Source organism: Micromonospora sp. MP36, from assembly GCF_008119785.1.
In the GTDB taxonomy this organism is placed as follows: Bacteria; Actinomycetota; Actinomycetes; order Mycobacteriales; family Micromonosporaceae; genus Micromonospora.
Genome location: NZ_VSFA01000099.1, coordinates 1 through 26,102, shown reverse-complemented (window position 1 = coordinate 26,102; position 26,102 = coordinate 1). Strand labels below are relative to the sequence as shown.

Sequence of the window (26,102 nt, the reverse complement as noted above, 5' to 3'; positions counted from 1 at the left end):
CGCGAACCCGAACATGGCCTCCTACCGGATCAGCGTGGACAACCTCGCCGACTGGATCGCCACCCGCGGCTACTCGGCCTCCTGAGCACGATGAACAACACGAAGGGCCCGACCCCACCCGGGGTCGGGCCCTTCGTCGTCGCCACGGCCGAACTCCACCAGGGGTCGGCCCGTTCGCCGTCTTCGAGTCAGCGGTCGCTACCGGCCCGCACCGGCTCGGCCTGGGCGGCCGGCTCCGCCGCCCGCAGCCGCTGGGCCCGGCGCCGCAGCCACCAGGTGCTGGCCAGACCGGCGAGCACGGCGAGCACCAGACCCGCCCAGGAGATGTCCTTGAGCCAGTGCTCGGCCGCCCGGCCGACGGTGAACAGCAGGTACGTGGTGCCGAACGCCCAGACCAGGCCGCCGGCCGCGTTCGCCAGGAGGAACCGGCGGTACGGCACGTGCAGCGCGCCCGCCAGGGGCCCGGCGAGGATCCGCAGCAGGGCCACGAACCGGCCGAAGAAGACCGCCCAGACGCCGTGCCGGGCGAAGCTCTGCTCCGCGCGGGCGAGGTGCGCCGGGCCGAGATGCCGGGGGAAGCGCCGGCCCAGCCGTTCGAGCAGGGGCCGGCCGCCGCGCCGGCCCACCGCGTACCCGATGGAGTCCCCGACGATGGCGCCGAACGCGGCGGCGGTGGCCACCCAGTGCGGCTCCACCACCCCGGTGGCGGCGAGCAGTGCGGAGCTGACCAGCACGATCTCGCCGGGCAGCGGGACGCCCATGCTCTCCACGCCGATCACCCCGGCGAGGATCAGATAGACCACTCCTGGGGGAAGCGCGGAAAGCCAGTGTTGTACGTCGACCACGCGCCACCCCTTCCCGGTCCGACCTCGAACCCTACCCTCGGATCCCCGGTGGCGGCGGTCCGCTCATCCGGCCACCACCCGGCCGGGCCACCGGACCCCGGACCGGGCCACCCGGCCCGGGACCGGGTCAGGCGGCCGGGGCGAGGAACTCCAGGCGGTTGCCGTGCGGGTCGTGGGTGTGGAACCGCCGCATGCCGGGGATCTCGTCGTCGCCCCAGACCACCGGGTGGCCGGCGGCGGCCAGCCGGGCGGCGAGCGCGTCGAGGTCGGGGCGGAGCAGGGCCGGATGCGCCTTGCGGGCGGGCTGGAACTCGTCCTCGACGCCGAGGTGCAGTTCCGCGTCGTACCCGGTGAACCAGCAACCGCCGCGGGCGGCGAGGGCCGGCGGCTTGGCCTTCTCGACCAGGCCGAGCAGACCGACGTAGAAGGCCCGCGACGTCTCCTCGGAGCCCCGTGGGCAGGCGAGCGCGACGTGATGGATCATGGTGGCACCTCCTCGTCCCGAACCCTGGCACGAGGTTGCGCGGATAGCAAGACGGACGTACGGTTTTATTGAGCGCCGGGCGCGGGTAAGTGTCGCCTAACCAGGGCACCACCCCGGCCGGTGCGACAGACTGCTCAGGACTACTCACGGTCGCTGGTGTGAAGGAGTACGACGTGGCGAGCCTCGACACCTTCGGTGCGAAGACCCAGCTACGCGTCGGAGACGCGAGCTACGAGATTTTCAAGATCGGCAAGGTGGAGGGCCACGACCGGCTGCCCTACAGCTTGAAGATCCTGCTGGAGAACCTGCTGCGGACCGAGGACGGCGCGAACATCACCGCCGACCACATCCGGCAGCTCGGCGCCTGGGACCCCACTGCCGACCCGAGCGTGGAGATCCAGTTCACCCCGGCCCGGGTGCTGATGCAGGACTTCACCGGCGTGCCCTGCGTCGTGGACCTGGCCACCATGCGGGAGGCGGTCCGTGACCTCGGCGGCGACGCCACCAAGGTCAACCCGCTCGCCCCGGCCGAGCTGGTCATCGACCACTCCGTCATCGCCGACCTGTTCGGCCGCGAGGACGCCTTCCAGCGCAACGTCGAGCTCGAGTACGAGCGCAACAAGGAGCGCTACCAGTTCCTCCGCTGGGGCCAGACCGCGTTCAACGAGTTCAAGGTCGTCCCGCCGGGCACCGGCATCGTGCACCAGGTCAACATCGAGTACCTGGCCCGTACGGTCATGGAGCGCAACGGCCAGGCCTACCCGGACACGGTCGTCGGCACCGACTCGCACACCACCATGGTCAACGGCCTGGGCGTGCTGGGCTGGGGCGTCGGCGGTATCGAGGCCGAGGCGGCCATGCTCGGCCAGCCGGTCAGCATGCTGATCCCGCGGGTCGTCGGCTTCAAGCTCTCCGGCGAGATGCCGGCCGGCACCACCGCCACCGACCTGGTGCTCACCATCACCGAGATGCTGCGCAAGCACGGCGTGGTCGGCAAGTTCGTCGAGTTCTACGGCCCGGGCGTGAGCGCCGTGCCGCTGGCCAACCGGGCCACCATCGGCAACATGTCCCCCGAGTACGGCTCCACCGTCGCGATCTTCCCGATCGACGCCGAGACCGTGCGCTACCTGGAGCTGACCGGCCGCGACCCGCAGCAGGTCGCGCTCGTCGAGGCGTACGCCAAGGAGCAGGGCCTGTGGCACGACCCGGCCCGCGAGCCGGAGTACTCGGAGCGCCTGGAGCTGGACCTCAGCACCATCGAGCCGTCCCTGGCCGGCCCGCGCCGCCCGCAGGACCGGGTGCCGCTGGGCAGCGCCAAGACGCTGTTCCGCTCCGCGCTGACCGACTACGTGGCCGAGGAGGCCGCGGGCGTGGAGAAGGAGCTCAAGCCGGGCGTGGCGCGCGAGCAGCTGCCCCGCGGCGCCGCCGGCCCGGCCGACGAGGCCAGCGCCGAGTCCTTCCCGGCCAGCGACCCGCCGGCCAACGAGTTCAGCGACCCGGCCGACGAGCCGCGCGACCTGGAGACCGCGGCGGCGGGTGCCGGTGGCCGCGCCACCAACCCGATCCGGGTGACCAGCGCCGACGGCGTCGAGTACGAGCTGGACCACGGCGCCGTGGTGATCGCCGCGATCACCTCCTGCACCAACACCTCCAACCCGCAGGTCATGATCGGCGCCGCGCTGCTGGCCCGCAACGCGGTGGAGAAGGGCCTGTCCCGCAAGCCGTGGGTCAAGACCACCCTGGCGCCGGGCTCCAAGGTCGTCATGGACTACTACGACCGCGCCGGCCTCACCCCGTACCTGGAGAAGCTCGGCTTCAACCTGGTCGGTTACGGCTGCACCACCTGCATCGGCAACTCCGGCCCGCTGCCGGAGGAGGTCTCCGCCGCGGTCAACGAGAACGACCTCGCCGTCGTCTCGGTGCTGTCCGGCAACCGCAACTTCGAGGGCCGGATCAACCCGGACGTCAAGATGAACTACCTGGCGTCCCCGCCGCTGGTGGTCGCGTACGCGCTCGCCGGCACGATGGACATCGACCTGGCCAACGAGCCGATCGGCGAGGACAGCCAGGGCAACCCGGTGTTCCTGCGCGACATCTGGCCGAACAGCGCCGAGATCCAGGACGTCATCGCCTCGGCGATCGGCGCCACCGGCTTCAGCTCCGCGTACGCCGACGTCTTCGCCGGCGACGAGCGGTGGCAGTCGCTGCCGACCCCGACCGGCGACACCTTCGCCTGGGACGGCGAGTCCACCTACGTCCGCAAGCCCCCGTACTTCGAGGGCATGGAGCGGGACCCGAAGGCGGTCTCCGACATCGCCGGTGCCCGGGTGCTGGCCAAGCTGGGCGACTCGGTGACCACCGACCACATCTCCCCGGCCGGTTCGATCAAGGCGGACTCCCCCGCCGGCAAGTACCTGGCCGAGCACGGCGTCGCCCGGCACGAGTTCAACTCGTACGGCTCCCGCCGAGGCAACCACGAGGTGATGGTCCGGGGCACCTTCGCCAACATCCGGCTGCGCAACCAGCTGGTGCCGGGCGTCGAGGGCGGGTTCACGGTCAACCACCTGACCGGCGAGCAGACCTCGATCTACGACGCCGCCATGGCCTACCAGGAGTCGGGCGTCCCGCTGGTCATCCTGGCCGGCAAGGAGTACGGCTCCGGATCGTCCCGCGACTGGGCGGCCAAGGGCACCATGCTGCTCGGCGTCAAGGCGGTCATCGCCGAGTCGTACGAGCGGATCCACCGCTCGAACCTGATCGGCATGGGCGTGCTGCCGCTGCAGTTCCCGGTCGACACCACCGCCGAGTCGCTGGGGCTCACCGGCACGGAGACCTTCTCCATCGCCGGCGTGACCGCGCTGAACGACGGCGAGACCCCGCGTACGGTGAAGGTCACCACCGACACCGGCGTGGAGTTCGACGCCGTGGTCCGGATCGACACCCCCGGTGAGGCGGACTACTACCGGCACGGAGGCATCCTGCAGTACGTGCTGCGTCGCATGATCGCCAGCTAACGTCGTAACCCCGGAACGGGCCCCTTCCCGCGTATGCGGGGAGGGGCCCGTTCGCGTCCGGGGGATCCGTCACCCGGCGGACAGTTCCCGGGTCGGCGTGGCGACGAACCGGCCCACCCGGGTGACCAGCATCGCCATCTCGTACGCGATCAGGCCGACATCGGCGTCCTCGGAGGCCAGCACGGCCAGGCAGGCGTTGGGCCCGGCCGCGGTGACGAAGAGGAACGACGACTGCATCTCGATGATGGTCTGCTGCACCTGCCCACCGCCGAAGCGCTTGCCCGCGCCCCGGGCCAGGCTCTGGATGCCGGCCGCCATCGCCGCCAGGTGCTCGCCGTCGTCCCGGCTCATTCCCCGTGACGCGGCCATCAACAAGCCGTCGGTGGAGAGCGCCACGGCGTGTTCCGTCTGCCTGACCCGGCCGACCAGGTCATCCAGCAGCCACGTCAGGTCCGCGCTCGAAGCCGTCTGCTGCGCCACTCGTCCTCTTCTTCCCGGCTGGTGTGCCGTGCTCGTCTGGGATACGCCGGTTCGGCGTCCCGTCAGGTCGCCTGCTGGTCTGCGGTGTTCGACCCGCCGCCCGCCGCGCGCGCCCCGCCGCGCGGCCGCGCCGCGCCGGTCCGGTCGGCGCTCGTCGCCGGGCGTGCCGGCGCCGGCGGGCGCGTCGCGTGGTCGTCCCGGTCGGCGTCCGAGGTGGACGGACCGCCCCGCGGAGCGGGGTCGGGCCGGCGGCACCGGATCGACCCGCCGGCGTCCGTCGCCGGCACACCCGCCGGGCTCCGTCCCCAGGGGACGGTCGGGGCCTGCGGTGGTCGCTGTCGGGTAGGCGGCTGCGGGTCCGCGCTGTCGTTGCCCGCCGACAGCCCGAGACACGCTGCGGTCCGGCCGGCGTCCCCGGGCGTCCGGGCGCCGAGCAGGTCGACGCCGTCCCGGACGGGCACCCGGGCCGCGCGGGACCGCGGCGCGGCCGGCGACACGAGCAGGGCGACAGCCCTGGTCCGGGGACTCGTACTGCGGGAACCCATCACACCATCCTGACGGGCCATTCGGTCACGTGCCCGATGGCGAGATCGACCATCCGATCGACACCGGCGCACGCTAGCAGCGTCCGGAACTTGACTCAAGCGAACCTGATCATGGCGGTTGGGCGGGGCGCCGCGGCGCGCAGCGAGGAGAACCCGGGCGCGGCACCGCCCCCTGTGCCAAGCTTCGGGGCATGGACGACAAGACCATCCTGAACCGGATCTCCGAGCTCGTGGACGAGGAGCACCGGCTGCGCGCGGCCGCGCAGGAGAACGAGGCCGGCACCGACGACACGGCCCGGGAGCGGCTGCGGGCTCTGGAGGAATCTCTCGACCAGTGCTGGGATCTGTTGCGCCGCCGCCGGGCGGCCCGCCAGGCGCACGGAGACCCGGACGCCCAGGGCGCGCGCCCGCTCTCGGAGGTCGAGCGCTACCTCCAGTGACGCGCGGCTTGCGGCGCGGTGGCCGCGCCGGTAGCCGGCCCGACGGACCAGGCGCCCGCGTCCCGGGGCGGGAGGCACCCGCCCCGGGACGGGGGACGCTCAGCGGATCCCCGCCTCCCGCAGCAGCAGACCAGTCAGCTCGACGGGGTCGGTGTCCGCGGCGGGCAGGCCTCGGGCGGTGAACCAGGTGCCGACCACCCGGACGTCCCGGGCCAGGAACTCCGGGCCCTGCGGGTTGGCCACCACGTCGACCACCTGCGGCAGGTCGATCATGACCAGCCGCCCCCGGTGCACCAGCAGGTTGTACGGCGACAGGTCGCCGTGCGCGTACCCGGCCCGGGCCAGCACGACCAGCGCGTCGACCAGTTGCTCCCACAGGTCTCTGAGCTCGGCGCCCGCGGGGCGGAGCTGGGCCAGCCGCGGCGCGGCCTGCCCCTCCTCGGCGTCCCCGACGAACTCCAGCATCAGTTCGGTCCCGAGCAGCTGCACCGGGTACGGCACGGCGATCCGCCCGGAGGCGGCGCCGATCTCCCAGAGCCGGGCCAGGGCGGCGAACTCGGCGGCCGCCCACTGCCCGGCGATCATCTGCCGGCCGAACGCGGTGCGCCCGGCCATCGCCCGGTTCTCCCGGGACCGCCGGACCCGGCGCCCCTCCAGGTAGCCGGCGTCGCGGTGGAAGAGGCGGTGCTGGGCGTCCCGGTAGCGCTTGGCCGCCAGCAGGCAGGAGCGGTCGGTGTCCGGTACGGCCCGGCGGACCAGGTGGACGTCCGCCTCCTTGCCGGTCTTCAGCACCCCGAGTTCGGTGTCCTTGGCGGCCAGCTCGGTGACCAGCCACGCGGGGTGGGGTTCGGGCCCGTGCACGGCCTCGTCCCAGGAGGACCAGTGGTCCTCGGGGTCGGGCTCGTCGTCGGGTTCGGCGAGGGCCGGCTCGGCGTGCCGGCCCTGCTTCAGGAAGTACGGTTCGTCGTCGTCGAAGCGGCTCTTGCCGCGGCCACGGCGCTGCGGCGCCGGGAATTCGTGATCACGCACGGGTGGGTTGATCCTTCGATCGAGGCTGGTGGAGGCAGGTGGAGCGACCCTGCAAAGACGGCCATGACCGACCTCCTCTCCTCGACCGGGCTCCGCCCGGCTGCGCGCTCGCGCGGCCCCATGCTGGCCGCCGGACGCGGGCGGGTCAACCGAATTACCCCCGCGCCTGCGGACGGCGCCGGCCCGGCCGGCCAGCCGCGCTCAGCCGGCCAGCACGGCGGCCACCGCGGCGATCAGCCCGTCCACCGTGCGGGTGGGGGCGAACCGGGTGTCCGACCAGCGGCGGCCGCGGTGCAGCCACACGCTGGGCAGGCCGACGGCGGTCGCGCCGCCGATGTCCGCCTCCGGGCTGTCCCCGATCACCCAGGCGCCGCGCAGCGGCATCCGGGCCCGCTGGGCGGCGAGCGCGAAGATCCCCGGGTTGGGCTTGCTGACCCCGGCCTCCTCGGAGATCACCCAGTCGGCGACGTAGCGGTCCAGGCCGGTGCGGCGGATCTTCGTGTCCTGCTGGCGTACCGCGCCGTTGGTGACCACCACCGGCACCCAGCCGGCGTCGTCGGCGATCCGCAGCGCGCAGGCCACCAGCGGATCCAGCCGGGTGTGTGCCACCACCCCGTCGTGCAGCTCCTCGACCAGGTCGATGGACGGGATCCGCAGCCCGTACCGGTCCCGGATGGCGTCCGCGACGTCCCACCGGTCGGTCAGCCCGTCCGCGTCGACGGAGACCAGCCAGTCGATGTCGGTCGGCGGCGCGCCGATGCCGTCCAGGAAGCGCTCGCCCCAGGCACGGAACGGCCCGTCGCGGTCCAGCACGGTGTTGTCCAGATCGAGCAGGAGCAACGGCACGCGGAGACCTTACGGGACCAAGGTGTCCGGCCAACAGATCCCGGCGGCCCCGCATCGTCAGGCGCGCAGCGTCACCCGCGGCAGTCCCTGGTCGGCGGGGCGGTCGGCGAGCATGGTGTGGGCGGCGCGGGTGGCTGCCAGCGCGGCCGGGTCGAGGGTGGCCACCAGCACGTCCTCGCCGGTGTCCGCGCCCCGGGCCAGGGGCCGCCCCTCCGGGTCGTACACCGCGGCGCCGCCGTTGAACCGCCACGGGTCGGCGCCGTCGACCGCGTTGGCGAAGACCACGTACATGGTGTTGTCCAGCGCGCGGGCGGCGTAGTAGAGATCGCGGCGGTGCTCCGAGCCGGCCAGGTAGCCGCTCGGACAGAGGTAGCCGTGCGCGCCGTCGGCGGCCGCGGCCCGGCCGTGCTCGGGGAAGCAGCCGTCGTAGCAGATGCCGAGACCGAACCGCCAGTCGTCGACCAGGAGGGTGGCGCCGCGCCGGCCCGGCTCGAACAGCTCGCGCTCGCCGCTCCAGAGCTGCTGCTTGTCGTACGCCGCCCGCACGCCGCCGGCCGGGTCGACCACCAGCGACGAAATGGTGCGCCGCCCGTCGGGGTGCCGGACGGCCGCCCCGACCACCACGGTCGTCCCGCCGTCCCGGGCGGCCTGCCGCAGCGGGTCGAGCCGCGGATCGTCGACCCGGCCGTCCTCGTCGGCGGCCACGTCGGTGCCGGTCGGGTCCGCCGCGAGGGTCGGCGGGTGGTACGCGGGCAGGAACAGCTCCGGCAGCACGACGATCCGGGCGCCGGCGGCCCGGCCGACGAGGCGGGCGGCGGTGGCGGCGTTGCCGGCGACGTCGCCGGGGACCGGCTCGGCCTGCACGGCGGCCACGGTCAGCGGGTGGGCGGGCGCGATCATGGGCCGATGGTAACCGGCTCGTGCGCCGGCCCGATCATGCGAACGCGCGTCTCAAGCCGTACGTACGGTTTGCGTAAGCCCGAGGCACCTGGGACGATCGGTACGTGCCCAGAGTAAGTCAGGACCAACTCGACGCGCGCCGGCAGGAGATCCTCGCCGCCGCGCGGGCGTGTTTCGCCCGGCACGGCTACGAGGGCGCCACCGTCCGCCGGCTGGAGGAGGCCACCGGGCTGTCCCGGGGCGCCATCTTCCACCACTTCCGCGACAAGGACTCGCTCTTCCTCGCCGTCGCCGAGGACGACGCGGCGGTCATGGTGGAGACGGTCGCCCGCAACGGTCTGGTCCAGGTGATGCGGGACCTGCTGGCCGGGGCTGTCTCCCCGGACACCACCGGCTGGCTCGGCAGCCAACTGGAGGTCTCGCGGCGGCTGCGTACCGACCCGGCCTTCGCCCGGCGCTGGGCGGAACGCTCCGCGGCGATCGCCGAGGCCACCCGGGAACGCCTGCTCCGCCAGCGAGAGGCCGGCGTGCTCCGCGACGACGTGCCGATCGACGTGCTGGCCCAGTTCCTGGAGCTGGCGTACGACGGGCTGGTGCTGCACCTGGCGATGGGCCGCCCCGCCGGCGACCTGGGCCGGGTGCTCGACCTGGTCGAGGAAGCGGTCCGCCGCCACTGACCGCTGCGCCGGATCTCAGTCCGGTAACTGAGCGGACGGGCCGGATGACCGCTGGCGGGCCTGCTCCACAATGGGCGCGAACCCTCGCGACAGGAGCAGAACATGACGGTCCTCGCGGCACCGGGCGACACCTGGGGCATCCCCGGCCCCGTCTTCCTGCGCTGGTACCTCCTCGCCGCGGCCGTGCTGGTCGTGGGCACCCTGGTGCACCGGTTCCGCGGCCTGGCCGGCACACCGGTCGACGGCACCGGGCCGCTCGGGCCGCAGCAGGTCGCGTACCTCAACGGGGGCGACCAGCTGGCGGTCTGGACGGCGCTCGGCGGCCTGCGCCGCGCCGGCGTGGTCGGGGTGACCCCCGACCGGCGGCTCACCACCGCCGGCTCGCTGCCGGCCGGGGCCACCCCGCTCGACCAGGCCATCTTCCACACCGCCGCGCGCGGCGTGCACTCCCGCGAGCTGCGCCGCGACGAGTGGGTGACCCGGGCCCTGGAGCAGCTCCGCGACGGCCTCCAGCAGCGCGGCCTGGCGCTCGGGCCGGACCGGCGGGCCGCCCTGCGGCGCGGGCCGATGCTGATCGCCGCCCTGCTGGCGGTCGGCGTGATCCGCGCCTTCGTGGGCCTGTCCCACAGCCGGCCGGCGGGCTTCCTCCTGCTCAGTCTGGTGCCGCTGTTCATCGCGTTCGTGCTGCTCTCCCGGGTGCCCTGGCGCACCCGGGCCGCCGACCGCGCGCTGCGCGAGCTGCGCCGCCGGCACACCTGGCTGCGCCCCTCCGCCGCGCCCGCGTACGCCACCTACGGCCCGTCGGACGCGGCGATGGGGGTGGCGCTGTTCGGCACCGCCACCATCTGGGCGATGGATCCGGGCTTCGCCGACCAGGCCGAGATTCAGCGCCAGGCGATCAGCGCGGGCGGCGGCTCCGGCAGCTCAGGCAGCTCCTGCAGCAGTGGCAGCTCGTGCGGCGGCGGCAGCTCCTGCGGGGGCGGCGGCTGCGGCGGGGGCGGCGGGTGCGGCGGATGACCGGCCCGTCGCCGGCCCCCACCCCGACCGACCCCGCGACCGGTCCCGGTCCCTACGGCATCGGCATCGGCTGGCGACCCGAGATCGCCGGTTTCGTGGCCGGCCTGCCCGGGCTGCGCTTCGTCGAGGTGGTGGCCGAGACGGTCAGCCCGGCCGGGCCACTCCCCGACGGCCTCGCCGAGCTGCGCGAGCGCGGGGTCACCGTCGTACCCCACGGGGTGCGGCTCTCCCTCGGCGGCGCGGAACCGGTCGACCCGGCCCGGGTGGCGCACCTGGCCGGGGTGGCCGCGGCGGTGGACGCGCCCCTGGTCAGCGAACACATCGCGTTCGTCCGGGCCGGCGGTCTGGAGGCCGGCCACCTGCTGCCGCTGCCGCGCAGCCGGGACGCGGTCGCCGCAGTGGTGGCGAACGTCCGGCGAGCGCAGGCCGAGCTGCCGGTGCCGCTCGCGCTGGAGCCGATCGCCGCGCTCTTCGACTGGCCGGACGACGAGCTGGACGAGGCCGACTTCCTCACCGAGATCCTCGACGCCACCGGGGCGCTACTGCTGCTCGACGTCGCCAACGTGCACGCCAACGCCCGCAACCGGGGCGGCGACCCGCTGACCCTGCTGGACCGGCTGCCGCTGGACCGGGTCGCCTACGTCCACGTGGCCGGCGGCGCCGAGCAGGGCGGCTTCTACCACGACACGCACACCGACCCGGTCCCCGCCGAGGTGCTCGACCTGGTCGGTGAGCTGTGTGCCCGGCGCCGGCCGCCGGCGCTGCTGCTGGAACGCGACGGCCACTACCCGCCCGCCGCCGAACTGCGCGCCGAACTGGACGCGCTCGCCGCGGCCTCCGGGTACCCGGTGGTCACGTGACCCGGGACTCCGGCGCCGGCCGCACCGCCGGGGCGGACCCGGCCGGCGCGCCGTCGCCCGCCGCTCCCCCGGCCGGACGGCCGCCGTCGTCCGGTGCTCCCCCGGCCGTCGGCGGCAGCGGCCTGGCCGCGCGGCAGGCCGCGCTGGTTGCGGCGCTGGTCGCCGGGGGTCCGCTGCCGCCCGGGTTCGCCCCGGAACCGGTGGCGGCGGCCCGCCGGGCGCTGCTGCGCAAGCGCGCGGGCGACGTGGCCAGGCACTGGCCGCTGCTCGCCGCCGGCCTCGGCGCCGACTGGTCGGCCACGTTCGCCGGGTGGGCCGCGGGCCGCCCGACCAACGGATCGCTGCGCGACGGCTGGGACCTGGCCCGGGAGCTGCGCGACCACGGCCGGCTGCCGGCGCTGGGCGCGGAGGAGCTGGCCAGCCGCGAGGCCACCACCCGCTACGACGGGCGTACCGCACCCCGGCCCCGCCGGCTGCCGGCCGTCGCCCGGGCCGGCGGCGCCGTCGCGGTGCAGCTCGCCGGTCGGGTACGCCTGCTCCGCCCGGCCCGCCGCTGACCATCGCTGGCACGGCGTCCCCGGGTACGGCAGGATCGGACGCATGGATCTCGGACTCGCCGACCGGGTGTACGTGCTGACCGGCGCCTCCCGTGGCCTCGGCTTCGCAACCGCCGAGCAACTCGTCGCCGACGGCGCGCGGGTGGTGATCTCGGCCCGCACCGCGGACCGGGTGACCGCAGCGGTCGAGGCGCTCGGCGGACCGGAGCGGGCGATCGGCCTGGTTGCCGACCTGACCGACCCCGGCGCCCCGGAGCGGTTGGTCGCCCTGGCGTGCGAGCGGTTCGGCCGGCTCGACGGGGCACTGATCTCGGTGGGCGGGCCACCCCCGGGCAGCGCCGCCCGGGTGACCGACGAACAGTGGCGGGAGTCCTTCGAGACGATCTTCCTGGGCAGCGTCCGCACCGCCCGGAAGGTCGCCGCCGCGCTCCCCGACGGAGGCGTGATCGCGCTGGTCCTCTCCACCTCGGCGCGGAGCCCGCTACCCGGTCTCGGCATCTCCAACGGCCTGCGCCCCGGTCTGGCCGGCGTGGCCAAGGACATCGCCGACGAGTACGGGCCGCGCGGGGTGCGGGTGATCTCGCTGCTACCCGGACGGATCATGACCGACCGCAACAAGGAACTCATGGCGGCCACCGGCAACCCGGAGCGGGCCCGCGCCGAGGCGGAGGGCGGCATCCCGCTGCGCCGGCTCGGCGATCCGGCCGAGTTCGGCCGGGTCGCGGCGTTCCTGCTCTCCCCCGCCGCCAGCTACGTGACCGGGGTGACCGTGCCGGTCGACGGCGGCGCGCTGCGCGGCCTGTGACGGCCGGGCGACGCCGGTCCGGGGCTGGCCCGCCGGACGGGGCCCGAACGGCGGCGCCCCGGTTCGGCACGGCCGAGGCAAGCCGGGCGGGGGCGTCCCGCGCCGACGGGGACGGCCCGGGCCGGACAGCCGAACCGCCGGCCACGCGACCGTCTCCCCGACCGACGAAGGAACAGCTCGCGGCGGCGGCCGGAAAGCTGCTGCCGGATGTGATCGCGCCCGGCTTGGACGTGCTCTTCGTCGGGATCAACCCGGGCCTCTGGTCGGCGGCCACCGGCTGGCACTTCGCTCGGCCGGGCAACCGGTTCTGGCCGGCGCTGCACCGGGGCGGCTTCACCCCGCGCCAGTTGCACCCGAGCGAGCAGGACGAGCTGCCCGCCCTCGGGCTGGGCATCACCAACATGGTGGCCCGGGCCACCGCCCGCGCCGACGAGCTGAGCGCCGAGGAGCTGGTACGCGGCGCGGAGGAGCTGGCCGGCAAGGTCGGGCGGTACCGGCCGCGCTGGGTGGCGGTGGTCGGGGTCACCGCGTACCGCATCGGGTTCGCCCGGCCGAAGGCCGGCTTCGGCCCGCAGCCGGAGCCGCTCGGCGGCGCCCGGCTGTGGGTGCTGCCCAACCCCAGCGGGTTGAACGCGCACTTCACGCCGGAGACGCTCGGCGCCGCCTTCGGCGAGCTGCACGCGGCGGCGGCGAGCGGCTAGTTGGCGGCAGCGGGGGGCAGCGCCTCCTGCGCCACGTACGTGCCGAGCGGCACCGTGGTGACCACCGGCTCCGGCTGGTCCGGCTCGGCGTACGGGGCCGGCGAGTCGGTCACCGCGAACTGGGTGCGGTAGAGCTCGGCGTAGAGGCCGCCCACGGCGACCAGCTCCTCGTGCCGGCCGCGCTCGACGATCCGCCCCTCGTCGAGGACGAGGATCTGGTCGGCGTCCCGGACGGTGGAGAGCCGGTGCGCGATCACCAGCGCGGTACGCCCGGTCAGCGCCACGGACAGCGCCCGCTGCACGGCCGCCTCGCTCTCCGAGTCAAGGTGCGCGGTGGCCTCGTCGAGGATGACGATCGACGGGGCCTTGAGCAGCAGCCGGGCGATGGCGATGCGCTGCTTCTCACCGCCGGAGAAGCGGTAGCCGCGCTCCCCGACCGTGGTGTCGAGCCCGTCGGGCAGCGAGCGGACCAGGTCCGCCACCTGTGCGCCGGCCAGGGCGGCCCAGATCTCGTCGTCGGTGGCGTCCGGCTTGGCGTACCGCAGGTTCTCCCGGATGGTCTCGTGGAACAGGTGGGAGTCCTGGGTGACCACGCCGATCTCGTCGCGCAGCGAGGCGAGGGTGGCGTCCCGGACGTCGACGCCGCCGACCAGCACCTGACCGTCGCTGACGTCGTAGATCCGGGAGATCAGCATGGACAGCGTCGACTTGCCGGCGCCGGAGGGACCGACCAGGGCCACCATCTGCCCGGGCTCGACGCCGAACGAGACGCCCTTGAGCACCGGCTCGTTGACCGTACGGTCCAGCGTGGCGACCTCCTCGAGCGAGGCCAGGGACACCTCGGCGGCGCTCGGGTAGCGGAACCGGACGTCCCGGAACTCGACCCGGCCGCTGCCCCGGGGCACCGGCACCGCGTCGGGCTTCTCCTCGATGCCGGGACGCAGGTCGAGCACCTCGAAGACCCGGTCGAAGGAGACCAGCGCGCTCATCACGTCGACCCGGACGTTGGACAGCGCGGTGAGCGGCCCGTAGAGCCGGGTGAGCAGCAGCGCGAGCTTGACCACGGTGCCGGCGCTGACCGCGCCCGTGACAGCGAGCCACCCGCCCAGGCCGTAGGTGAGGGCCTGCGCGAGGGAGGCGACCAGCAGCATGGCCACGAAGAAGGTCCGCGAGTACATGGCGGACTGGATGCCGATGTCCCGGACCCGCTCCGCGCGGCCGGCGAACCGGGCCGCCTCCACCTCGGGCGAGCCGAAGAGCTTGACCAGCAGCGCGCCGGCCACGCCGAACCGCTCGGTCATCGTCGCGTTCATCTTCGCGTCGAGGTTGTACGACTCGCGGGTGATCTCGGCGAGCCGCCGGCCGACCCGGCGGGCCGGGATGATGAAGATCGGCAGCAGCACCAGCGCCAGCAGGGTGATCTGCCAGGAGAGGATGAGCATCGCGCCGGCGGTGAGCACCAGCTGGATGACGTTGCTGACCACCCCGGACAGGGTGGAGGTGAACGCCCGCTGGGCGCCGAGCACGTCGTTGTTGAGCCGGCTGACCAGCGCACCGGTCTGGGTGCGGGTGAAGAACTGCAGCGGCATCCGCTGGACGTGGTCGTAGACCCGGGTCCGCAGGTCGAGGATGATCCCCTCCCCGATCCGGGCCGAATACCACCGTTGCGCCAGGGAGAAGAGCGCGTCGGCGACGGCCAGCGCGGCGATGATCAGAGCGAGCCGGACCACCGTCGAGCCCGCGTCGGGGCCGCCGCGGGCGATCGCGTCGATGACGTCACCGGCGAGCAGCGGGGTGGCCACCCCGACCACCGCGGCGATCACCACGGTGATCAGGAAGACGACGATGTCGCGCCGGTACGGCCGGGCAAACGCGACAATCCGCTTCGCGGTGCCGCGCTTGAGCTGGTGGGTGGAGACCTGGTCCCGGTCACGCATGGACCGGAGCATGCTCCAGCCACCCATGCCGCCACCGGCCATCGGGTTGGACACTCGTCACCTCCGGGTCGTCGAGCCGCCCTGGACCGTCGGGTCAATTCTCCCGACGACTACGACAACCTCGCGAGTAACCCGGATCTTCCCGTACGGTCCTTACTATTCTCCCCGCCCGGCCAGGTCCCGCAGTCGGCGGGTCTGCGCCTCCCGCTCGGCCCGCTGCTGCTCCGCGTGGGTACGCCCGGCGGCGCCGGCGAGCAACGCCTTGATCTCCACGATCGCGTCGCGGTTGTTGGCCAGCAGACCGGCGGCCAGGTCCCGCACCGCGGCGTCCAGCTCGGGGGCGGGCACCACGAGGGTGGCCAGCCCGATCCGGTCCGCCTCGGCGGCGTCCATCCGGCGGCCGGTGGCGCAGATCTCCAGGGCGCGGGAATAGCCGACCAGGTCGAGGAGGCGCTTGGTGCCGGCCAGGTCGGGCACCAGCCCCAGGGTCACCTCGGCCATCGAGAGAACGGCGTCCTCGGCGAGCACCCGCAGGTCACAGGCGAGGGCCAGCTGGAACCCGGCGCCGATCGCGTACCCCTGCACGGCGGCGACGGAGATCACGTCCGGGCGGTGCAGCCAGGTGAACCCGGCCTGGAAGTCGGCGATCCGGTCCGCGCACTCCTGCTCCGGCAGCGTGGCGAGCTCGGCGAAGGAGCCCGGGCCGGCGGCGCCGGCCACCGACAGGTCGAGACCGGCGGAGAAGGCCCGCCCCTCGCCGCGTACGACCACAACCCGGACGTCGCCGGGCAGATCGCGGGAGAAGTCGCTCATCGCGCGCCACATCGCCGGGGTCTGCGCGTTGAGCACGTCGGGCCGGCACAACGTCACCGTCGCAACCGGCCCGTCGCAGTCGAGTCGCACTCCGGTCGTTGCGGAGGTCACTGGACCATCCGGAGCACGACGTTGATGGACGACGCTGGCGGGCGGGTCACGCCTTCTTGCGGCGCCGGGCCCCGCCACGCTGCCGCAGCTGCACCCCGGACTCGGTCAGCACCCGGTGAATGAACCCGTAGGAACGGCCGGTCGAGGCCGCGAGCGCACGGATGCTCTCACCCGAGGTGTACCGCTTTACCAGGTCCTTGGCGAGCGTCTGGCGCTCGGCTCCGACGATCCGGCGACCCTTCTCAGGGCTGGTGGCTGTGCCGGTGGCTGCCATGCTGATCCCTCACGTCCCAGACTGTGCGGTTCGGATACGGTCCCACCTATTAGACCGCCTCGAACGATCATGCGCCAGATATCAACTAATCGCCAACCGACACGCTATGCAATGTCAGCTTCCCGATAGAGTGACCCCTCCTGACCGGTCAGGCGGTGCCGTCCGGCTGGATCATGGTGAGCCGTCCGGCCGGCTGACCCGTACGCCTCCCACCTGCTCGCCTGACCCCGCCCGGGCCGGGCGGGATCAGGCCAGTTCGACGAGTTCGAGGAGATCGTCGCTCCAGGCGTCCTCGTCGCCGTCGGGCAGCAGGATGGCGCGGTCGGGCTTGAGCGCCGTCACGGCACCGGGGTCGTGGGTGACCAGCACGATCGCGCCGGGATAGCGGGCGATGGCGTCGAGCACCTGCTCCCGGCTGACCGGATCGAGATTGTTGGTCGGCTCGTCGAGCAGCAGCACGTTGGCGCCGGAGCAGACCAGGGTGGCCAGGGCCAGCCGGGTCTTCTCACCGCCGGAGAGCACCCCGGCCGGCTTGTCGACGTCCTCGCCGGAGAAGAGGAACGCGCCGAGGATCTTGCGCAGGTCGGTGTCCGTCTGCTCGGGAGCGGCGCTGCGCATGTGCTCCAGGATCGTCCGGTCCACGTCCAGGGTCTCGTGCTCCTGGGCGTAGTAGCCGAGCCGCAGGCCGTGGCCGGGGCGCACCTCGCCCGTGTCCGGCTCCAGCAGGCCGCCGAGCATCCGCAGCAGGGTGGTCTTGCCCGCGCCGTTGAGGCCGAGGATGGCCACCCGCGAGCCGCGGTCCACCGCGACGTTGACGTCGGTGAAGATCTCCAGCGACCCGTACGACTTGGACAGGCCGGTCGCGGTGAGCGGGGTCTTGCCGCACGGCGCCGGGTTGGGGAAGCGCACCTTCGCCACCTTGTCCGCGACGCGTACCTCCTCCAGGCCGCTCAGCAGCTTCTCGGCCCGCCGGGCCATGTTCTGCGCGGCGACCGTCTTGGTCGCCTTGGCCCGCATCTTGTCGGCCTGGGCCATCAGCGCGCCGGCCTTCTTCTCGGCGTTGGCCCGCTCCCGGCGGCGGCGCCGCTCATCGGTCTCCCGCGCCTCCAGGTACGCCTTCCAGCCCAGGTTGTAGACGTCGACCACGGACCGGGTGGCGTCCAGGAACCAGACCTTGTTGACCACCGCCTCCAGCAGCGAGGCGTCGTGGGAGATCACGATCAGGCCACCCTTGTGGTTGGCCAGGAAGCCGCGCAGCCAGGTGATCGAGTCCGCGTCAAGGTGGTTGGTCGGCTCGTCGAGCAGCAGGATGCCGCCGCCGTTCTCGCCCGCGTCCCGGAACAGGATCCGGGCCAGCTCGATGCGCCGCCGCTGGCCACCGGAGAGGGTGCCGATGGTCTGCGCCAGGGCCCGGTCCGGCAGCCCCAGGTTGGCGCAGATCCGGGCCGCCTCGGCCTCGGCCGCGTACCCGCCGAGCGAGGCGAACTGGTCCTCCAGCGCGCCGTAGCGGCGGACCAGGCGCTCGTCGTCGGCGCCCTCGGCGAGCTTGGCCTCCAGCTCCTTCATCTGGGCCATGAGCACGTCCAGGCCGCGGGCGGAGAGCACCCGGTCCCGGCCGGTGACGTCCAGGTCACCGGTGCGCGGGTCCTGCGGCAGGTAGCCGATCGCGCTGCGCCGGTCGAGCTGCCCGGCGTACGGCTGCCCCTCCCCGGCCAGCACCTTGAGCGTGGTGGTCTTGCCGGCGCCGTTGCGGCCGACCAGGCCGATCCGGTCGCCCGGCTGCACGCGCAGCGTGGTGTCGGACAGCAGGATCCGGGAACCGGCGCGCAACTCCAGGCCGGTGGCAGTGATCATTTCGAAGTACTCGCTCTCGGGGTCCGGAAGGGCTGATTCAGGGCACGCGAAAGCGCCGGCGGGTCATCAGTTCCCGTCGGCGCGGGGCCGTTCAGCCTTCGCAGCGCAGCACGGGGCCAAGTGTACCGGGCGTGGCGCGCCCGTCCGTCCGGATTACCGGGCAAGATCATCGGGTACGGGAAACGCCGTCCGGACCCATTCCGGTACCGCAACGACCACACACGGAATGATCGGTGATCGGGGTCAACATGGAGCTGAACGAGAACGCGCGGATCGACACCAGCCAGGTGGAGGACCGGCGAGGGTCCGGCGGAGGCGGCGGGATGGGCATTCCGATCCCGATCGGCGGCGGCCGGGGCGGCATCGTGGGCATCATCATCGCCGTCCTCGTCGCCCTGGTCGGCGGCGGCTTCGGTCTCAACGCGGCGACCAACGGGGGCGGCTCGGACCAGGGCGACAACACCGCGCTCGAGCAGAAGTGCGCGGCGCAGGACGCGCTGAAGCAGCTCGACTGCCGCAACACCCTCTACGTCAACTCCATCCAGGCGTACTGGCGCAAGGCCATGCCGGAGGTCTTCGGTGAGCAGTACCGGCCGTCCAAGACCGTCTTCTTCAGCCAGGCGGTGAGCACCGGCTGCGGCCAGGCCGACTCCGGCGTCGGGCCGTTCTACTGCCCGGCCGACGACCTGGTCTACATCGACCTCACCTTCTACCGCCTGCTGGCCGACCAACTCGGCGCGGAGGGCGAGTTCGCCCAGCCGTACGTGCTGGCCCACGAGTACGGACACCACGTGCAGGACCTGCTCGGCACCGAGGCGCAGATGCGCCGCCAGCAGCAACGCGACCCGAGCAACGCCAACGCGCTCTCCGTGAAGGGGGAGCTGCAGGCCGACTGCTACGCCGGCGCCTGGGCGAAGAACGCCACCGGCACCTCGGACGAGCAGGGCCAGAAAATCTTCAAGAGCATCACCGATCAGGACATCCAGCAGGCAATCGACACCGCCGAGAAGATCGGCGACGACGCGATCCAGAAGCGGTCCGGCCGGCCGGTGAACCCGGACGAGTTCACCCACGGCACCTCCACGCAGCGCCAGCAGTGGTTCACCAAGGGCTACTCCACCGGCGACCCGAAAGCGTGCGACACCTTCGGCGGCACCCTCTGACGTCACCCGAGACCCCGGCGCCCGGCCCGGTGCGTCGGGGTCCCGCCACGTCCGTCCGGGCAGCGGGCAGACGCGGCACGATGACCGGATGAGTCTGCTACGACCCCGTCTCCGGGTCGCCGCGTACGTCATCCGGCGCGCGGCGGCCGGCCCCGAACTGCTCGTCTTCGACCACGTCGACTTCCCCGAGGCGGGCACCCAGGTCCCGGCCGGCGGGATCGAGCCGGGCGAGACGGTTGCCGAGGCCGCGGTCCGGGAGGTCGCCGAGGAGACCGGGCTGACGGGGGTCGGGGTGGTCGCCGAACTGGGGGTCAGCGACCGCCCCCACCCGGAGACCGGCGGGGCCCGGCGCACCACCTATGTCCAGCTGCGGGTGACGGACGGGCCGGTCGGTGGGTGGGCGCACCGGATCGCCGTAGACGGCGAGGACGACGGGCTGAGGTTCGCCTGTCGATTTGCCCCGCTCCCGCTCTCGGCCCGCCTCGCCGACCGTCAGGACGAGTTCCTCGACCGGATCCAGCCCTAATCCCCGTCAGCCGCTGATCCCTCCACCGCCCCTCCCGCCGATCGCGCCGGCGCCCCTGCTCCCCGGCCCGCCAGCAACCGGCAGCCGGGCGCTGACGACTTCATCGGTCCCGGCCCGCCGTGGTGGGACAGTCGAGAGGGTCGTTCCAGGCGTGACACCGCGCTGGCCCCACCTCAACCGGGCCGGCGACCAGGGCTGCATCTTCACCGACCGTCACATTCCGCAGTGGAGCCCCCAGCCCCACACGCCCCCTTTGCTCTGCAGCCACATGCGCAGCGGCCACGGTGGGTGAACGCTGCGTATGTGGCTGCAGAGCAAAGGGAGGGCGGCGGACTGTTCCGTCTGACCGGGGCGAAAGAGAAACACCTTGTCAACCGACTCGGATCGGGGAGCCCACCACCGAGCGAAAGCACACACCCGGTCACTCTGCGTGCCCAGGATCCGAGCCAGAGGCCCGCCACGTTCTGTCACGATCTCTGGGTAGGCCGGAGGGGCACCGCGAGGTCGCCAGGACATCGCCAGCCGAGCAGGCGGGTGCGCCAGGTGCGTGGCCGGGTCAGTCGCGGTCGGGGTCGCGGACCAGGACGTGCACCGCGCGGGCCGCGGTGATCGCGTTGACCAGCACCGCGTGCCGGGGCTCGGGCACGTCGAGCAGCCGGTCGGCACGCCGGGCGGCGAGCGGGGCCAGCCGGCGGTCGGCCAGCACGGTGTCCACCGCCCGGCGGTCACCGCCGCAGACCAGCGCGGCCAGGGTCGCCGCCTCCGGCAGCAGCAGCCGCACGGCCAACTCCACCGCGTCGCCCAGGGCCGCCTTCGCCTGGTTGTCCCGTCGCCGGGCGAACCGCTGCTGCGACCAGCCACCCGCGGCGGTGCGGCCCTGCACGTATCGGGTGTCCACCTTGGAGACGAGCAGCTCCGTCCCGTCGGCGACGCCGACCGCGACCGCGCCCTTGCGGGCCAGCAGCAGGCCGAGCCGCCGCGGTGCGCCGGCGGCGGCCACGAACCCGGGTACGTCGGCGCTCGGCGGGGCGCCGGGCGGGCGGTGCAACTCGGCGGTCGCGCCGTCCGGGGCGGCGAGCAGCAGCCCGTACCCCTGGATGGTGGTGGTGGTGGGCGGGCCGTGCCGGTCGGCGAAGCCCTGGACCCAGCGGGCGACGCGGGTCGGGTCCAGCTCGACCCACCGGCCGCCGCCGGCCGCGGGTCGACTGCTCATGCGACGACGGTACGACACGGCGGGAAAGGGAACGCGGGAGGACACCGGTTCGGCGTCCTCCCGCGCTCTCCGGTCGGTCAGTGGACGGTGAGGTTCCCGCCCGTCAGGCTGGCCTCGGCGGTCCCGTTCCCCGTCCAGTCGGACGAGAAGAGCAGGGCGCCGCCATGCCACAGGGTGACCGCGACGGTGTCATCCCGGCCGGGGGCGCCCCGGTCGGTCACCGTCACCGCCAGCGTGAGACCGCTGGCCACCAGCTTGCCGTTGCTGTCGTACAGGCTGGCCTGGTAGCGCACCTGGGCGACCTTGCCGGCCGAGGTGACCCCGAGCCCGTCGACGGTGCCGGCCTTGATCGTGTAGGACATCCCGCCGGAGCGGAACTCGATCTGGGCGTCGCCGGAGGCGGCCTTCGTGGTCGTGGCGGGCTTCGCGGTCAGGTCCACCGCGACCTTCGAGTTCGCGTCGGCCGGGTACGCCCCCGCGGAGCGGGCGACGGTGAGCTCGCCGTCACCGGTGAGGAACCCGCCGTCGGAGACGGCGACCGTCACCTGTGCGGTGGTGCTGCCCGTGTAGTGGCCGCCGACCGTCGCGGTGACGGTGTGCGTGCCCGCCGCCAAGCTGGCCTCGCACGCCGCGGACGCGCTGGTGGTCTCCGTGCCGAGCAGGTCCAGCACGCCGGTGCAGAGCGGCACGCCGCCCTCGGTGAAGGTGACCGTCGCGGTGCGGATGTCACCTGCGGTGGTGTCCGTCGCCGCAGGCAGCACCGAGCTGTCCTGCACGACGGCCCGCAGCAGGGCTGTGCCGGGGGCACCGCTGGTCGCGGTGGTCACCAGCGTGTCGCCAGCCCAGGTCGCCGCCGCGTCCTCGTCGGTGACCGCGATGGTGAACGAGGTGCTGCCGGCCAGGCCGGTCCCGTCGGAGACCGTCACGGTGACCGGGTAGTCACCCGGGGCCGCCGTGGTGGTGCCGGTGACCGTCCAACTCCGGGTGCCGGGCCGGGCGTCCGCCGCGGAGGTGTCCGACACGGCCAAGGACAGGCCGGTGGGCAGCCCCGCGGCGGACGCGGTCAGCGCCGCGCCGGCGGTGTCACCGTCGGTCGCCGACACGGTGACCGTCGGGGAGAGCGCGTCGCTGTACTGGACGCGGGCCCCGCCGGCCGGGGCGTCGTGGGAGACCACGGGGGCGGACCGGATGGTGAAGTCGGCGTCGTTGACATCGAAGAAGACGTTGCCGACCGCCTCGATCTTGATCCGGGCCTGCTTGGTCGCCACGTTCGGCAGCGTCACCGTGGCGGTGCCGGTGTTCGCCGTGTTCTCGGCCAGCACGTACGGGAAGGTCAGCCCCCCGTCGGCGGAGAGCGAAATCTTCACCTGGCCGGCGTTCACCGGCGCCGCGTCGGTGCCGGCCACGTCCCAGGTCACCGTCTGGGTCGAGCCACCGTCCAGGACGGCGGCGGTGTCCTGCGAGGTGACCAGGAACGGACCCGCGTTCGGCGCCAGCACCACCGCGACGTCGGCGCTGCCGACGCCACCGCCGCCCAGCCGCCCGTCCCGGGCGGTGAGCTTGAAGTGCATGGTCCGGTCGTTGGTGAAGCCGACCCAGTCCCGGGTGGGCAGGAACTCGGAGTAGCAGTCGACGAGGCCGGCCGGCACGTTCGAGGCGCCCCCGGTGGGCGGCGGCGCCGGAGCGGCCGGGCAGGCGCCCGTCCTGGCGTTGGTGTTGCCCGCCAGGATCTGCTTCATGTCCGGGAACACCCGGGTCGAGTTGGTGGTCACCGCGTTCTGGCCCGGCGAGTGGTACTTGAGGGTGTCGCTCGGCGACACGTACGCCGCCTCGCCGAACACCCGGAACAGCGGGCCGTTGGTCTTGGTGTTGTTCACCAGCGCGGTGCCGGCGCTGCCGCCCCGGTCGTTCTGCTCCCACAGGTACGTCACCGTGTCGCCGTCGGCGTCGGTGGCGCTGCCGGTCAGCGCGAACGGGGTACGCACCGGGATGGTGACGGTGCCCGGCACGGTCACCACCGGCGCGTGGTTGGTGGTCTCCTCGACCAGGAAACCGCCGTTGTCGATGGCACCGCCCTTGGCCGTCTCACCGACGAAACCGGAGGCGCCGGAGGCGTTGGTGAGCTCGAGCGACGCCACGTTGGTGGTGGCCAGCGTGCCGCCGAAGGTCACCTGGAAACCGGTGTCGTTCAGGGTGCCGCTGCCGCCGAAGGCGGCCACGGTGACGGTCGCGCCGGCCGGCCAGCCGGCGATCCCCTCGATGGCGGCCTTGATGCCGGTGGTGGTGTAGTTGGTCCCGCGCACGATCGGCGCCGAGTCGGTGCCGTTGTAGCGGATCGTGAACGAGTCGCCGTTGGTGTCGAGGCCGTACAGCGAGACGGTCTGCACCTCGTTGATCGCCGCGCGGCTCGACGTGACGTACGTGGTGATCTCGGTGTAGCTGCGCTGCGACCAGTACGGGTCGCTGTGCGGCTGGAGGTTGTCCTGCTGGCAGATGCCGGCGTACGCCATGATGGACGACCCGCTGCCCGGCTCGTACGAGTTGGCCGCGCTCCGGTTGCCGCCCGAGCAGTTGTACTGGGTGCCGTTGAAGGTGTGGTTGCCGGCGAACTGGTGGCCCATCTCGTGTGCCACGTAGTCCACCGCGTAGTAGTCGCCGATCGGGGTGGGCAGGCCGGTGCAGCCGCGGGCCTTGCCGTCGCCGCCGATGACTCCCAGGCCGGCCACGCCGCCGCCGTTCACACCGAGTCCGATGTGGCCGACGTCGTAGTTGCTGGCGCCGACGAGTTGGCCGAGCACGATCCGGTTGCGGTTCAGCGTGCTGCTGGCACAGGACTTGAGCTGGTCCGTGGTGAAGCAGGCCGCCGCCCCGCACGGGCCGTTCGGCTCGGTGGCCAGCGCCGGCGTGTTCAGGTTGGTCTTGTCGGTGTCGTTGATCAGCACGAGCCGGATCGCGGTCTCGTCCTCGTAGACCTGGGTGACCCGGTTCATCAGGGTCACCTTGGCGGCGGTGACGTTCTCCGCGCCGAAGAAGTTGGCGTAGGAGGGGTCGGTCACCAGCGCCACCCGGTAGGTGCGCAGCTTCACCAACGGCCCGGCCGGGGCCTCGGCCTGGGCGGCAGCGATCTCGTCCGCCAGGGCGTGCGCCTCGTGCGCCACGTCCTCGCGCTCGACGAACTCGCCGTGCGGGTTCTCCAGGTCACGGGCGAAGTAGCTCGCGTACAGGCTCTGGTCGAGGTGGTAGTAGGGGTCGATGTACCAGTTGCCGCTGGCCGAGCGGACCGAGGCGTGGAAGCCGAGCTGGGTCAGGTCCGCCCGGATGGTCGCGCTCGGGTCGTCCAGGCCCTTGCCGGCGTACGTGGTGATCTCGGGGTGCGCCGCGGCCAGGCCGGCCTCCATCACCGGCGAGTCCACCAGCTCGAAGCGCTGGAACGTCCCGTCGGGAGCGGGCAGCGACACCACCTGCCGCGCGGCGCGCGCCAGCCCGCGGCGCTGCTCCGCCGGAGCCTTGTCGAGCAGGCTTTTCATGCTGCTGCGGTCCAACGTGTACGCCGCCAGCCGTTCGGCGTTGACGGTGGCCTTCCGACCCGCCTTGGTGGGCGCCGGCTTGCCGTCGACCTTGTGCCACGGACCGTTGCCGGACGGCGCGGCGGAGGCCGGCGCGGGTGCCGCGAGGACGGGAAGCGCCGCCGCGGCCAGCGCGGCGACCAGGAGGGCAGCGATCCGCCCGCGCCGCGACCGAGCGTTCGGTTCCGGATCGCGCGGCGGACGTACCAGAGTGATCCTCAAGTCGTCTCCCTGCTCAGTGGAGGGTGGAACCGGCCCGCGCACCGGGGGTGACCGGGCGTACGCGGGTGATCCACAGATTGGTCAGAAACCCTAGGCGTACGACGGACTCCGAGCATCACCCGGAAAGCGGAGGTGGCTCTGCCAGGACGGCGTCCGGCGTCCGCCGGCCGGCAGGCATCGGCACAGGTCACCGTCGGCGCGGGCGGGTGCGACCGGCCCGACGACCGAACATCGGCCGTCGGAGATGGGAACGAGAATCGGGCGTTCGGTGGCCCGACCTGCCGATTCGACCGATGCCGTTGTCACAGACCCGCAGCGCTTCCGTCATCAGACTGTCATACTCATCGTCGTCCAAGGTGGACGATCTCAGCCGCCGAGCAGGGTGGCGACGGCGAGCGCCGCGATGATGGCGCTGGACAGCAGTGCGGTGATCCGGCGCCCACGGGCACCGGTGAGCGCCCGGCCGATCAGCGTGCCGCCCCCGGCGATCAGCAACTGCCAACTGGCCGAGGCCAGGAAGGCGCCGAGGGTGAAGAGCACCGCGGCGCTCGTGCTCGAACCGCCCACGTCGCTCCGGCCGAGGACCAGGGCCGCGAAGTAGACGATGGTGGCGGGGTTGAGCAGGGTCAGCGCGAGGATCGCGGTGAACGCCCGCACCGGAGTGTCCAGGCCGCTCCGCCCGACGGCCGGCCGGGCCGGGCCGGTGGCGTGCAGCGCTCGCCAGGCTCCGTGCCCGGCGAGGGCGAGCAGCACTCCGGCGGCGACCCAGCGCAACGGTCCGCCGAACGGCGCGAGCCGCGCGGCCACCGCCGCGCCGCCGAGTGCCGCGACGGCGGCGTAGAGGCCGTCGGCGGTGGCCACCCCGAACGCGGCCGCCGCGCCGACCCGGAACCCGGTACGCGCGCTGAGCCCGAGGATGAGGATCGCGATCGCGCCGACCGGGATGGCGACGCCGTAGCCGGCGATCAGGCCGGCGAGGAACGCCCCGCTCACGACGGTCGGGGGCGGGTCGAGGCGGGCCGCGGCGCGGTGCGCTGTCGACGCGCGACAATCGCCGCGCGGACAGGAACCTGCTTCGGGTACGCCTCGATCACCCCGCCATGCTGCGCCCCGCTCCCCCGCCCCGCCACCGGATTTCCCGCGCCCGCCCCACCTGGATCGTGAGGCCACTACGTCCTGGATGTAGTGGCCTCACGATCACCGCGATGCCCCTACATCCAGGA

The 26,102-nt window shown here is 73.4% G+C and carries 24 protein-coding genes; 10 read left to right on the top strand and 14 right to left on the bottom strand.

The features are described from left to right. Positions 1-188 precede the first annotated feature (188 nt). A complete protein-coding gene (locus FXF52_RS34030) occupies positions 189-845 on the bottom strand; it encodes a DedA family protein (protein ID WP_148803383.1) in 657 nt (218 codons plus the stop codon). Positions 846-972: 127 nt separating this feature from the next. Further along, entirely contained in the window at positions 973-1,329 is a 357-nt protein-coding gene (locus FXF52_RS34025) for a VOC family protein (protein ID WP_148803381.1), read from the bottom strand. Between the two features lie 158 nt (positions 1,330-1,487). On the opposite strand from FXF52_RS34025, the gene FXF52_RS34020 reads away from it, so the two are divergent. Then, entirely contained in the window at positions 1,488-4,343 is a 2,856-nt protein-coding gene (locus FXF52_RS34020) for an aconitate hydratase (RefSeq protein WP_148803379.1), read from the top strand. Between the two features lie 69 nt (positions 4,344-4,412). Here FXF52_RS34020 and FXF52_RS34015 read toward each other — a convergent pair whose 3' ends face one another. Continuing rightward, the gene (locus FXF52_RS34015) at positions 4,413-4,823 is read right to left on the bottom strand and encodes a roadblock/LC7 domain-containing protein (RefSeq protein ID WP_148803377.1); all 411 of its coding nucleotides are present in this window, start codon (positions 4,821-4,823) and stop codon (positions 4,413-4,415) included. A gap of 62 nt (positions 4,824-4,885) precedes the next feature. Beyond that, a complete protein-coding gene (locus tag FXF52_RS34010; protein WP_148803375.1) occupies positions 4,886-5,368 on the bottom strand; it encodes a hypothetical protein in 483 nt (160 codons plus the stop codon). Positions 5,369-5,559: 191 nt separating this feature from the next. On the opposite strand from FXF52_RS34010, the gene FXF52_RS34005 reads away from it, so the two are divergent. Then, positions 5,560-5,808 (top strand): DUF2630 family protein, encoded by a 249-nt coding sequence (locus FXF52_RS34005; RefSeq protein WP_148803373.1) that lies wholly within the window; start codon positions 5,560-5,562, stop codon positions 5,806-5,808. A 99-nt stretch (positions 5,809-5,907) separates the two neighbouring features. Here FXF52_RS34005 and FXF52_RS34000 read toward each other — a convergent pair whose 3' ends face one another. From FXF52_RS34000 to FXF52_RS33990, 3 genes are all read right to left on the bottom strand, one after another. Next, positions 5,908-6,837, bottom strand: coding sequence for an RIO1 family regulatory kinase/ATPase (locus FXF52_RS34000; protein ID WP_148803371.1), 930 nt, complete (start codon positions 6,835-6,837; stop codon positions 5,908-5,910). Positions 6,838-7,038: 201 nt separating this feature from the next. Continuing rightward, on the bottom strand, positions 7,039-7,683 hold the full coding sequence (locus FXF52_RS33995; RefSeq protein ID WP_148803369.1) for an HAD family hydrolase: 645 nt from the start codon (positions 7,681-7,683) through the stop codon (positions 7,039-7,041). 57 nt (positions 7,684-7,740) lie between these two features. Then, entirely contained in the window at positions 7,741-8,583 is an 843-nt protein-coding gene (locus tag FXF52_RS33990) for a carbon-nitrogen hydrolase family protein (RefSeq protein WP_148803367.1), read from the bottom strand. A gap of 104 nt (positions 8,584-8,687) precedes the next feature. Between FXF52_RS33990 and FXF52_RS33985 the strand changes: the two genes are divergently transcribed. The 6 genes from FXF52_RS33985 (at position 8,688) to mug (ending at position 13,200) form a co-directional block, all read left to right on the top strand. Further along, positions 8,688-9,260 carry a TetR/AcrR family transcriptional regulator gene (locus tag FXF52_RS33985; RefSeq protein ID WP_148803365.1) on the top strand — a complete coding sequence of 191 codons (573 nt, stop codon included), beginning with the start codon at positions 8,688-8,690 and terminating at the stop codon, positions 9,258-9,260. Between the two features lie 102 nt (positions 9,261-9,362). Continuing rightward, positions 9,363-10,277 (top strand): TIGR04222 domain-containing membrane protein, encoded by a 915-nt coding sequence (locus tag FXF52_RS33980; RefSeq protein WP_148803363.1) that lies wholly within the window; start codon positions 9,363-9,365, stop codon positions 10,275-10,277. Next, the gene (locus FXF52_RS33975) at positions 10,274-11,137 is read left to right on the top strand and encodes a DUF692 domain-containing protein (protein WP_148803361.1); all 864 of its coding nucleotides are present in this window, start codon (positions 10,274-10,276) and stop codon (positions 11,135-11,137) included. Before FXF52_RS33980 ends, FXF52_RS33975 begins: the two co-directional genes overlap by 4 nt. 122 nt (positions 11,138-11,259) lie before the next feature. Further along, entirely contained in the window at positions 11,260-11,694 is a 435-nt protein-coding gene (locus FXF52_RS33970; protein ID WP_148803391.1) for a hypothetical protein, read from the top strand. A 43-nt stretch (positions 11,695-11,737) separates the two neighbouring features. Further along, positions 11,738-12,499, top strand: a complete 762-nt coding sequence (locus tag FXF52_RS33965) for an SDR family oxidoreductase (RefSeq protein WP_148803359.1) — start codon at positions 11,738-11,740, stop codon at positions 12,497-12,499. 197 nt (positions 12,500-12,696) lie between these two features. Continuing rightward, complete coding sequence (mug, locus tag FXF52_RS33960) at positions 12,697-13,200, top strand: G/U mismatch-specific DNA glycosylase (RefSeq protein WP_187413885.1); 504 nt, start codon at positions 12,697-12,699, stop codon at positions 13,198-13,200. Here mug and FXF52_RS33955 read toward each other — a convergent pair. The 4 genes from FXF52_RS33955 to FXF52_RS33940 all read right to left on the bottom strand — a co-directional run bounded on the left by FXF52_RS33955 (position 13,197) and on the right by FXF52_RS33940 (position 18,189). After that, entirely contained in the window at positions 13,197-15,179 is a 1,983-nt protein-coding gene (locus tag FXF52_RS33955) for an ABC transporter ATP-binding protein (RefSeq protein ID WP_148803389.1), read from the bottom strand. The two genes, mug and FXF52_RS33955, sit on opposite strands and share 4 nt — an antisense overlap. A gap of 114 nt (positions 15,180-15,293) precedes the next feature. Further along, complete coding sequence (locus FXF52_RS33950; RefSeq protein WP_148803355.1) at positions 15,294-16,061, bottom strand: enoyl-CoA hydratase/isomerase family protein; 768 nt, start codon at positions 16,059-16,061, stop codon at positions 15,294-15,296. 46 nt (positions 16,062-16,107) lie between these two features. Continuing rightward, entirely contained in the window at positions 16,108-16,335 is a 228-nt protein-coding gene (locus tag FXF52_RS33945; protein ID WP_148803353.1) for a helix-turn-helix domain-containing protein, read from the bottom strand. A gap of 246 nt (positions 16,336-16,581) precedes the next feature. After that, the gene (locus FXF52_RS33940; protein WP_148803351.1) at positions 16,582-18,189 is read right to left on the bottom strand and encodes an ABC-F family ATP-binding cassette domain-containing protein; all 1,608 of its coding nucleotides are present in this window, start codon (positions 18,187-18,189) and stop codon (positions 16,582-16,584) included. 248 nt (positions 18,190-18,437) lie between these two features. On the opposite strand from FXF52_RS33940, the gene FXF52_RS33935 reads away from it, so the two are divergent. Next, positions 18,438-19,352: a neutral zinc metallopeptidase gene (locus FXF52_RS33935; RefSeq protein WP_148803387.1), complete on the top strand. Its 915-nt coding sequence runs from the start codon at positions 18,438-18,440 to the stop codon at positions 19,350-19,352. 88 nt (positions 19,353-19,440) lie between these two features. Continuing rightward, a complete protein-coding gene (locus FXF52_RS33930; protein WP_148803349.1) occupies positions 19,441-19,878 on the top strand; it encodes an NUDIX domain-containing protein in 438 nt (145 codons plus the stop codon). A gap of 556 nt (positions 19,879-20,434) precedes the next feature. Here the strand turns inward: FXF52_RS33930 and FXF52_RS33925 are convergent. From FXF52_RS33925 to FXF52_RS33915, 3 genes are all read right to left on the bottom strand, one after another. Next, the gene (locus FXF52_RS33925) at positions 20,435-21,091 is read right to left on the bottom strand and encodes an acVLRF1 family peptidyl-tRNA hydrolase (protein WP_148803347.1); all 657 of its coding nucleotides are present in this window, start codon (positions 21,089-21,091) and stop codon (positions 20,435-20,437) included. Positions 21,092-21,168: 77 nt separating this feature from the next. Next, complete coding sequence (locus FXF52_RS33920) at positions 21,169-24,879, bottom strand: M12 family metallo-peptidase (RefSeq protein WP_264998665.1); 3,711 nt, start codon at positions 24,877-24,879, stop codon at positions 21,169-21,171. Positions 24,880-25,245: 366 nt separating this feature from the next. Beyond that, positions 25,246-25,872, bottom strand: coding sequence for a LysE family transporter (locus tag FXF52_RS33915; protein WP_148803345.1), 627 nt, complete (start codon positions 25,870-25,872; stop codon positions 25,246-25,248). Between the last annotated feature and the right edge of the window lie 230 nt (positions 25,873-26,102).

Coding starts and splice junctions, on each gene's coding strand:
- FXF52_RS34010 (WP_148803375.1), bottom strand. CDS start 5,368: ATGGGTTCCCGCAGTACGAGTCCCCGGACCAGGGCTGTCGCCCTGCTC.
- FXF52_RS33930 (WP_148803349.1), top strand. CDS start 19,441: ATGAGTCTGCTACGACCCCGTCTCCGGGTCGCCGCGTACGTCATCCGG.
- FXF52_RS33935 (WP_148803387.1), top strand. CDS start 18,438: ATGGAGCTGAACGAGAACGCGCGGATCGACACCAGCCAGGTGGAGGAC.
- FXF52_RS33925 (WP_148803347.1), bottom strand. CDS start 21,091: ATGAGCAGTCGACCCGCGGCCGGCGGCGGCCGGTGGGTCGAGCTGGAC.
- FXF52_RS34025 (WP_148803381.1), bottom strand. CDS start 1,329: ATGATCCATCACGTCGCGCTCGCCTGCCCACGGGGCTCCGAGGAGACG.
- FXF52_RS33955 (WP_148803389.1), bottom strand. CDS start 15,179: ATGGCCGGTGGCGGCATGGGTGGCTGGAGCATGCTCCGGTCCATGCGT.
- FXF52_RS33980 (WP_148803363.1), top strand. CDS start 9,363: ATGACGGTCCTCGCGGCACCGGGCGACACCTGGGGCATCCCCGGCCCC.
- FXF52_RS33990 (WP_148803367.1), bottom strand. CDS start 8,583: ATGATCGCGCCCGCCCACCCGCTGACCGTGGCCGCCGTGCAGGCCGAG.
- FXF52_RS33945 (WP_148803353.1), bottom strand. CDS start 16,335: ATGGCAGCCACCGGCACAGCCACCAGCCCTGAGAAGGGTCGCCGGATC.
- FXF52_RS33965 (WP_148803359.1), top strand. CDS start 11,738: ATGGATCTCGGACTCGCCGACCGGGTGTACGTGCTGACCGGCGCCTCC.
- FXF52_RS34005 (WP_148803373.1), top strand. CDS start 5,560: ATGGACGACAAGACCATCCTGAACCGGATCTCCGAGCTCGTGGACGAG.
- FXF52_RS33975 (WP_148803361.1), top strand. CDS start 10,274: ATGACCGGCCCGTCGCCGGCCCCCACCCCGACCGACCCCGCGACCGGT.
- FXF52_RS33940 (WP_148803351.1), bottom strand. CDS start 18,189: ATGATCACTGCCACCGGCCTGGAGTTGCGCGCCGGTTCCCGGATCCTG.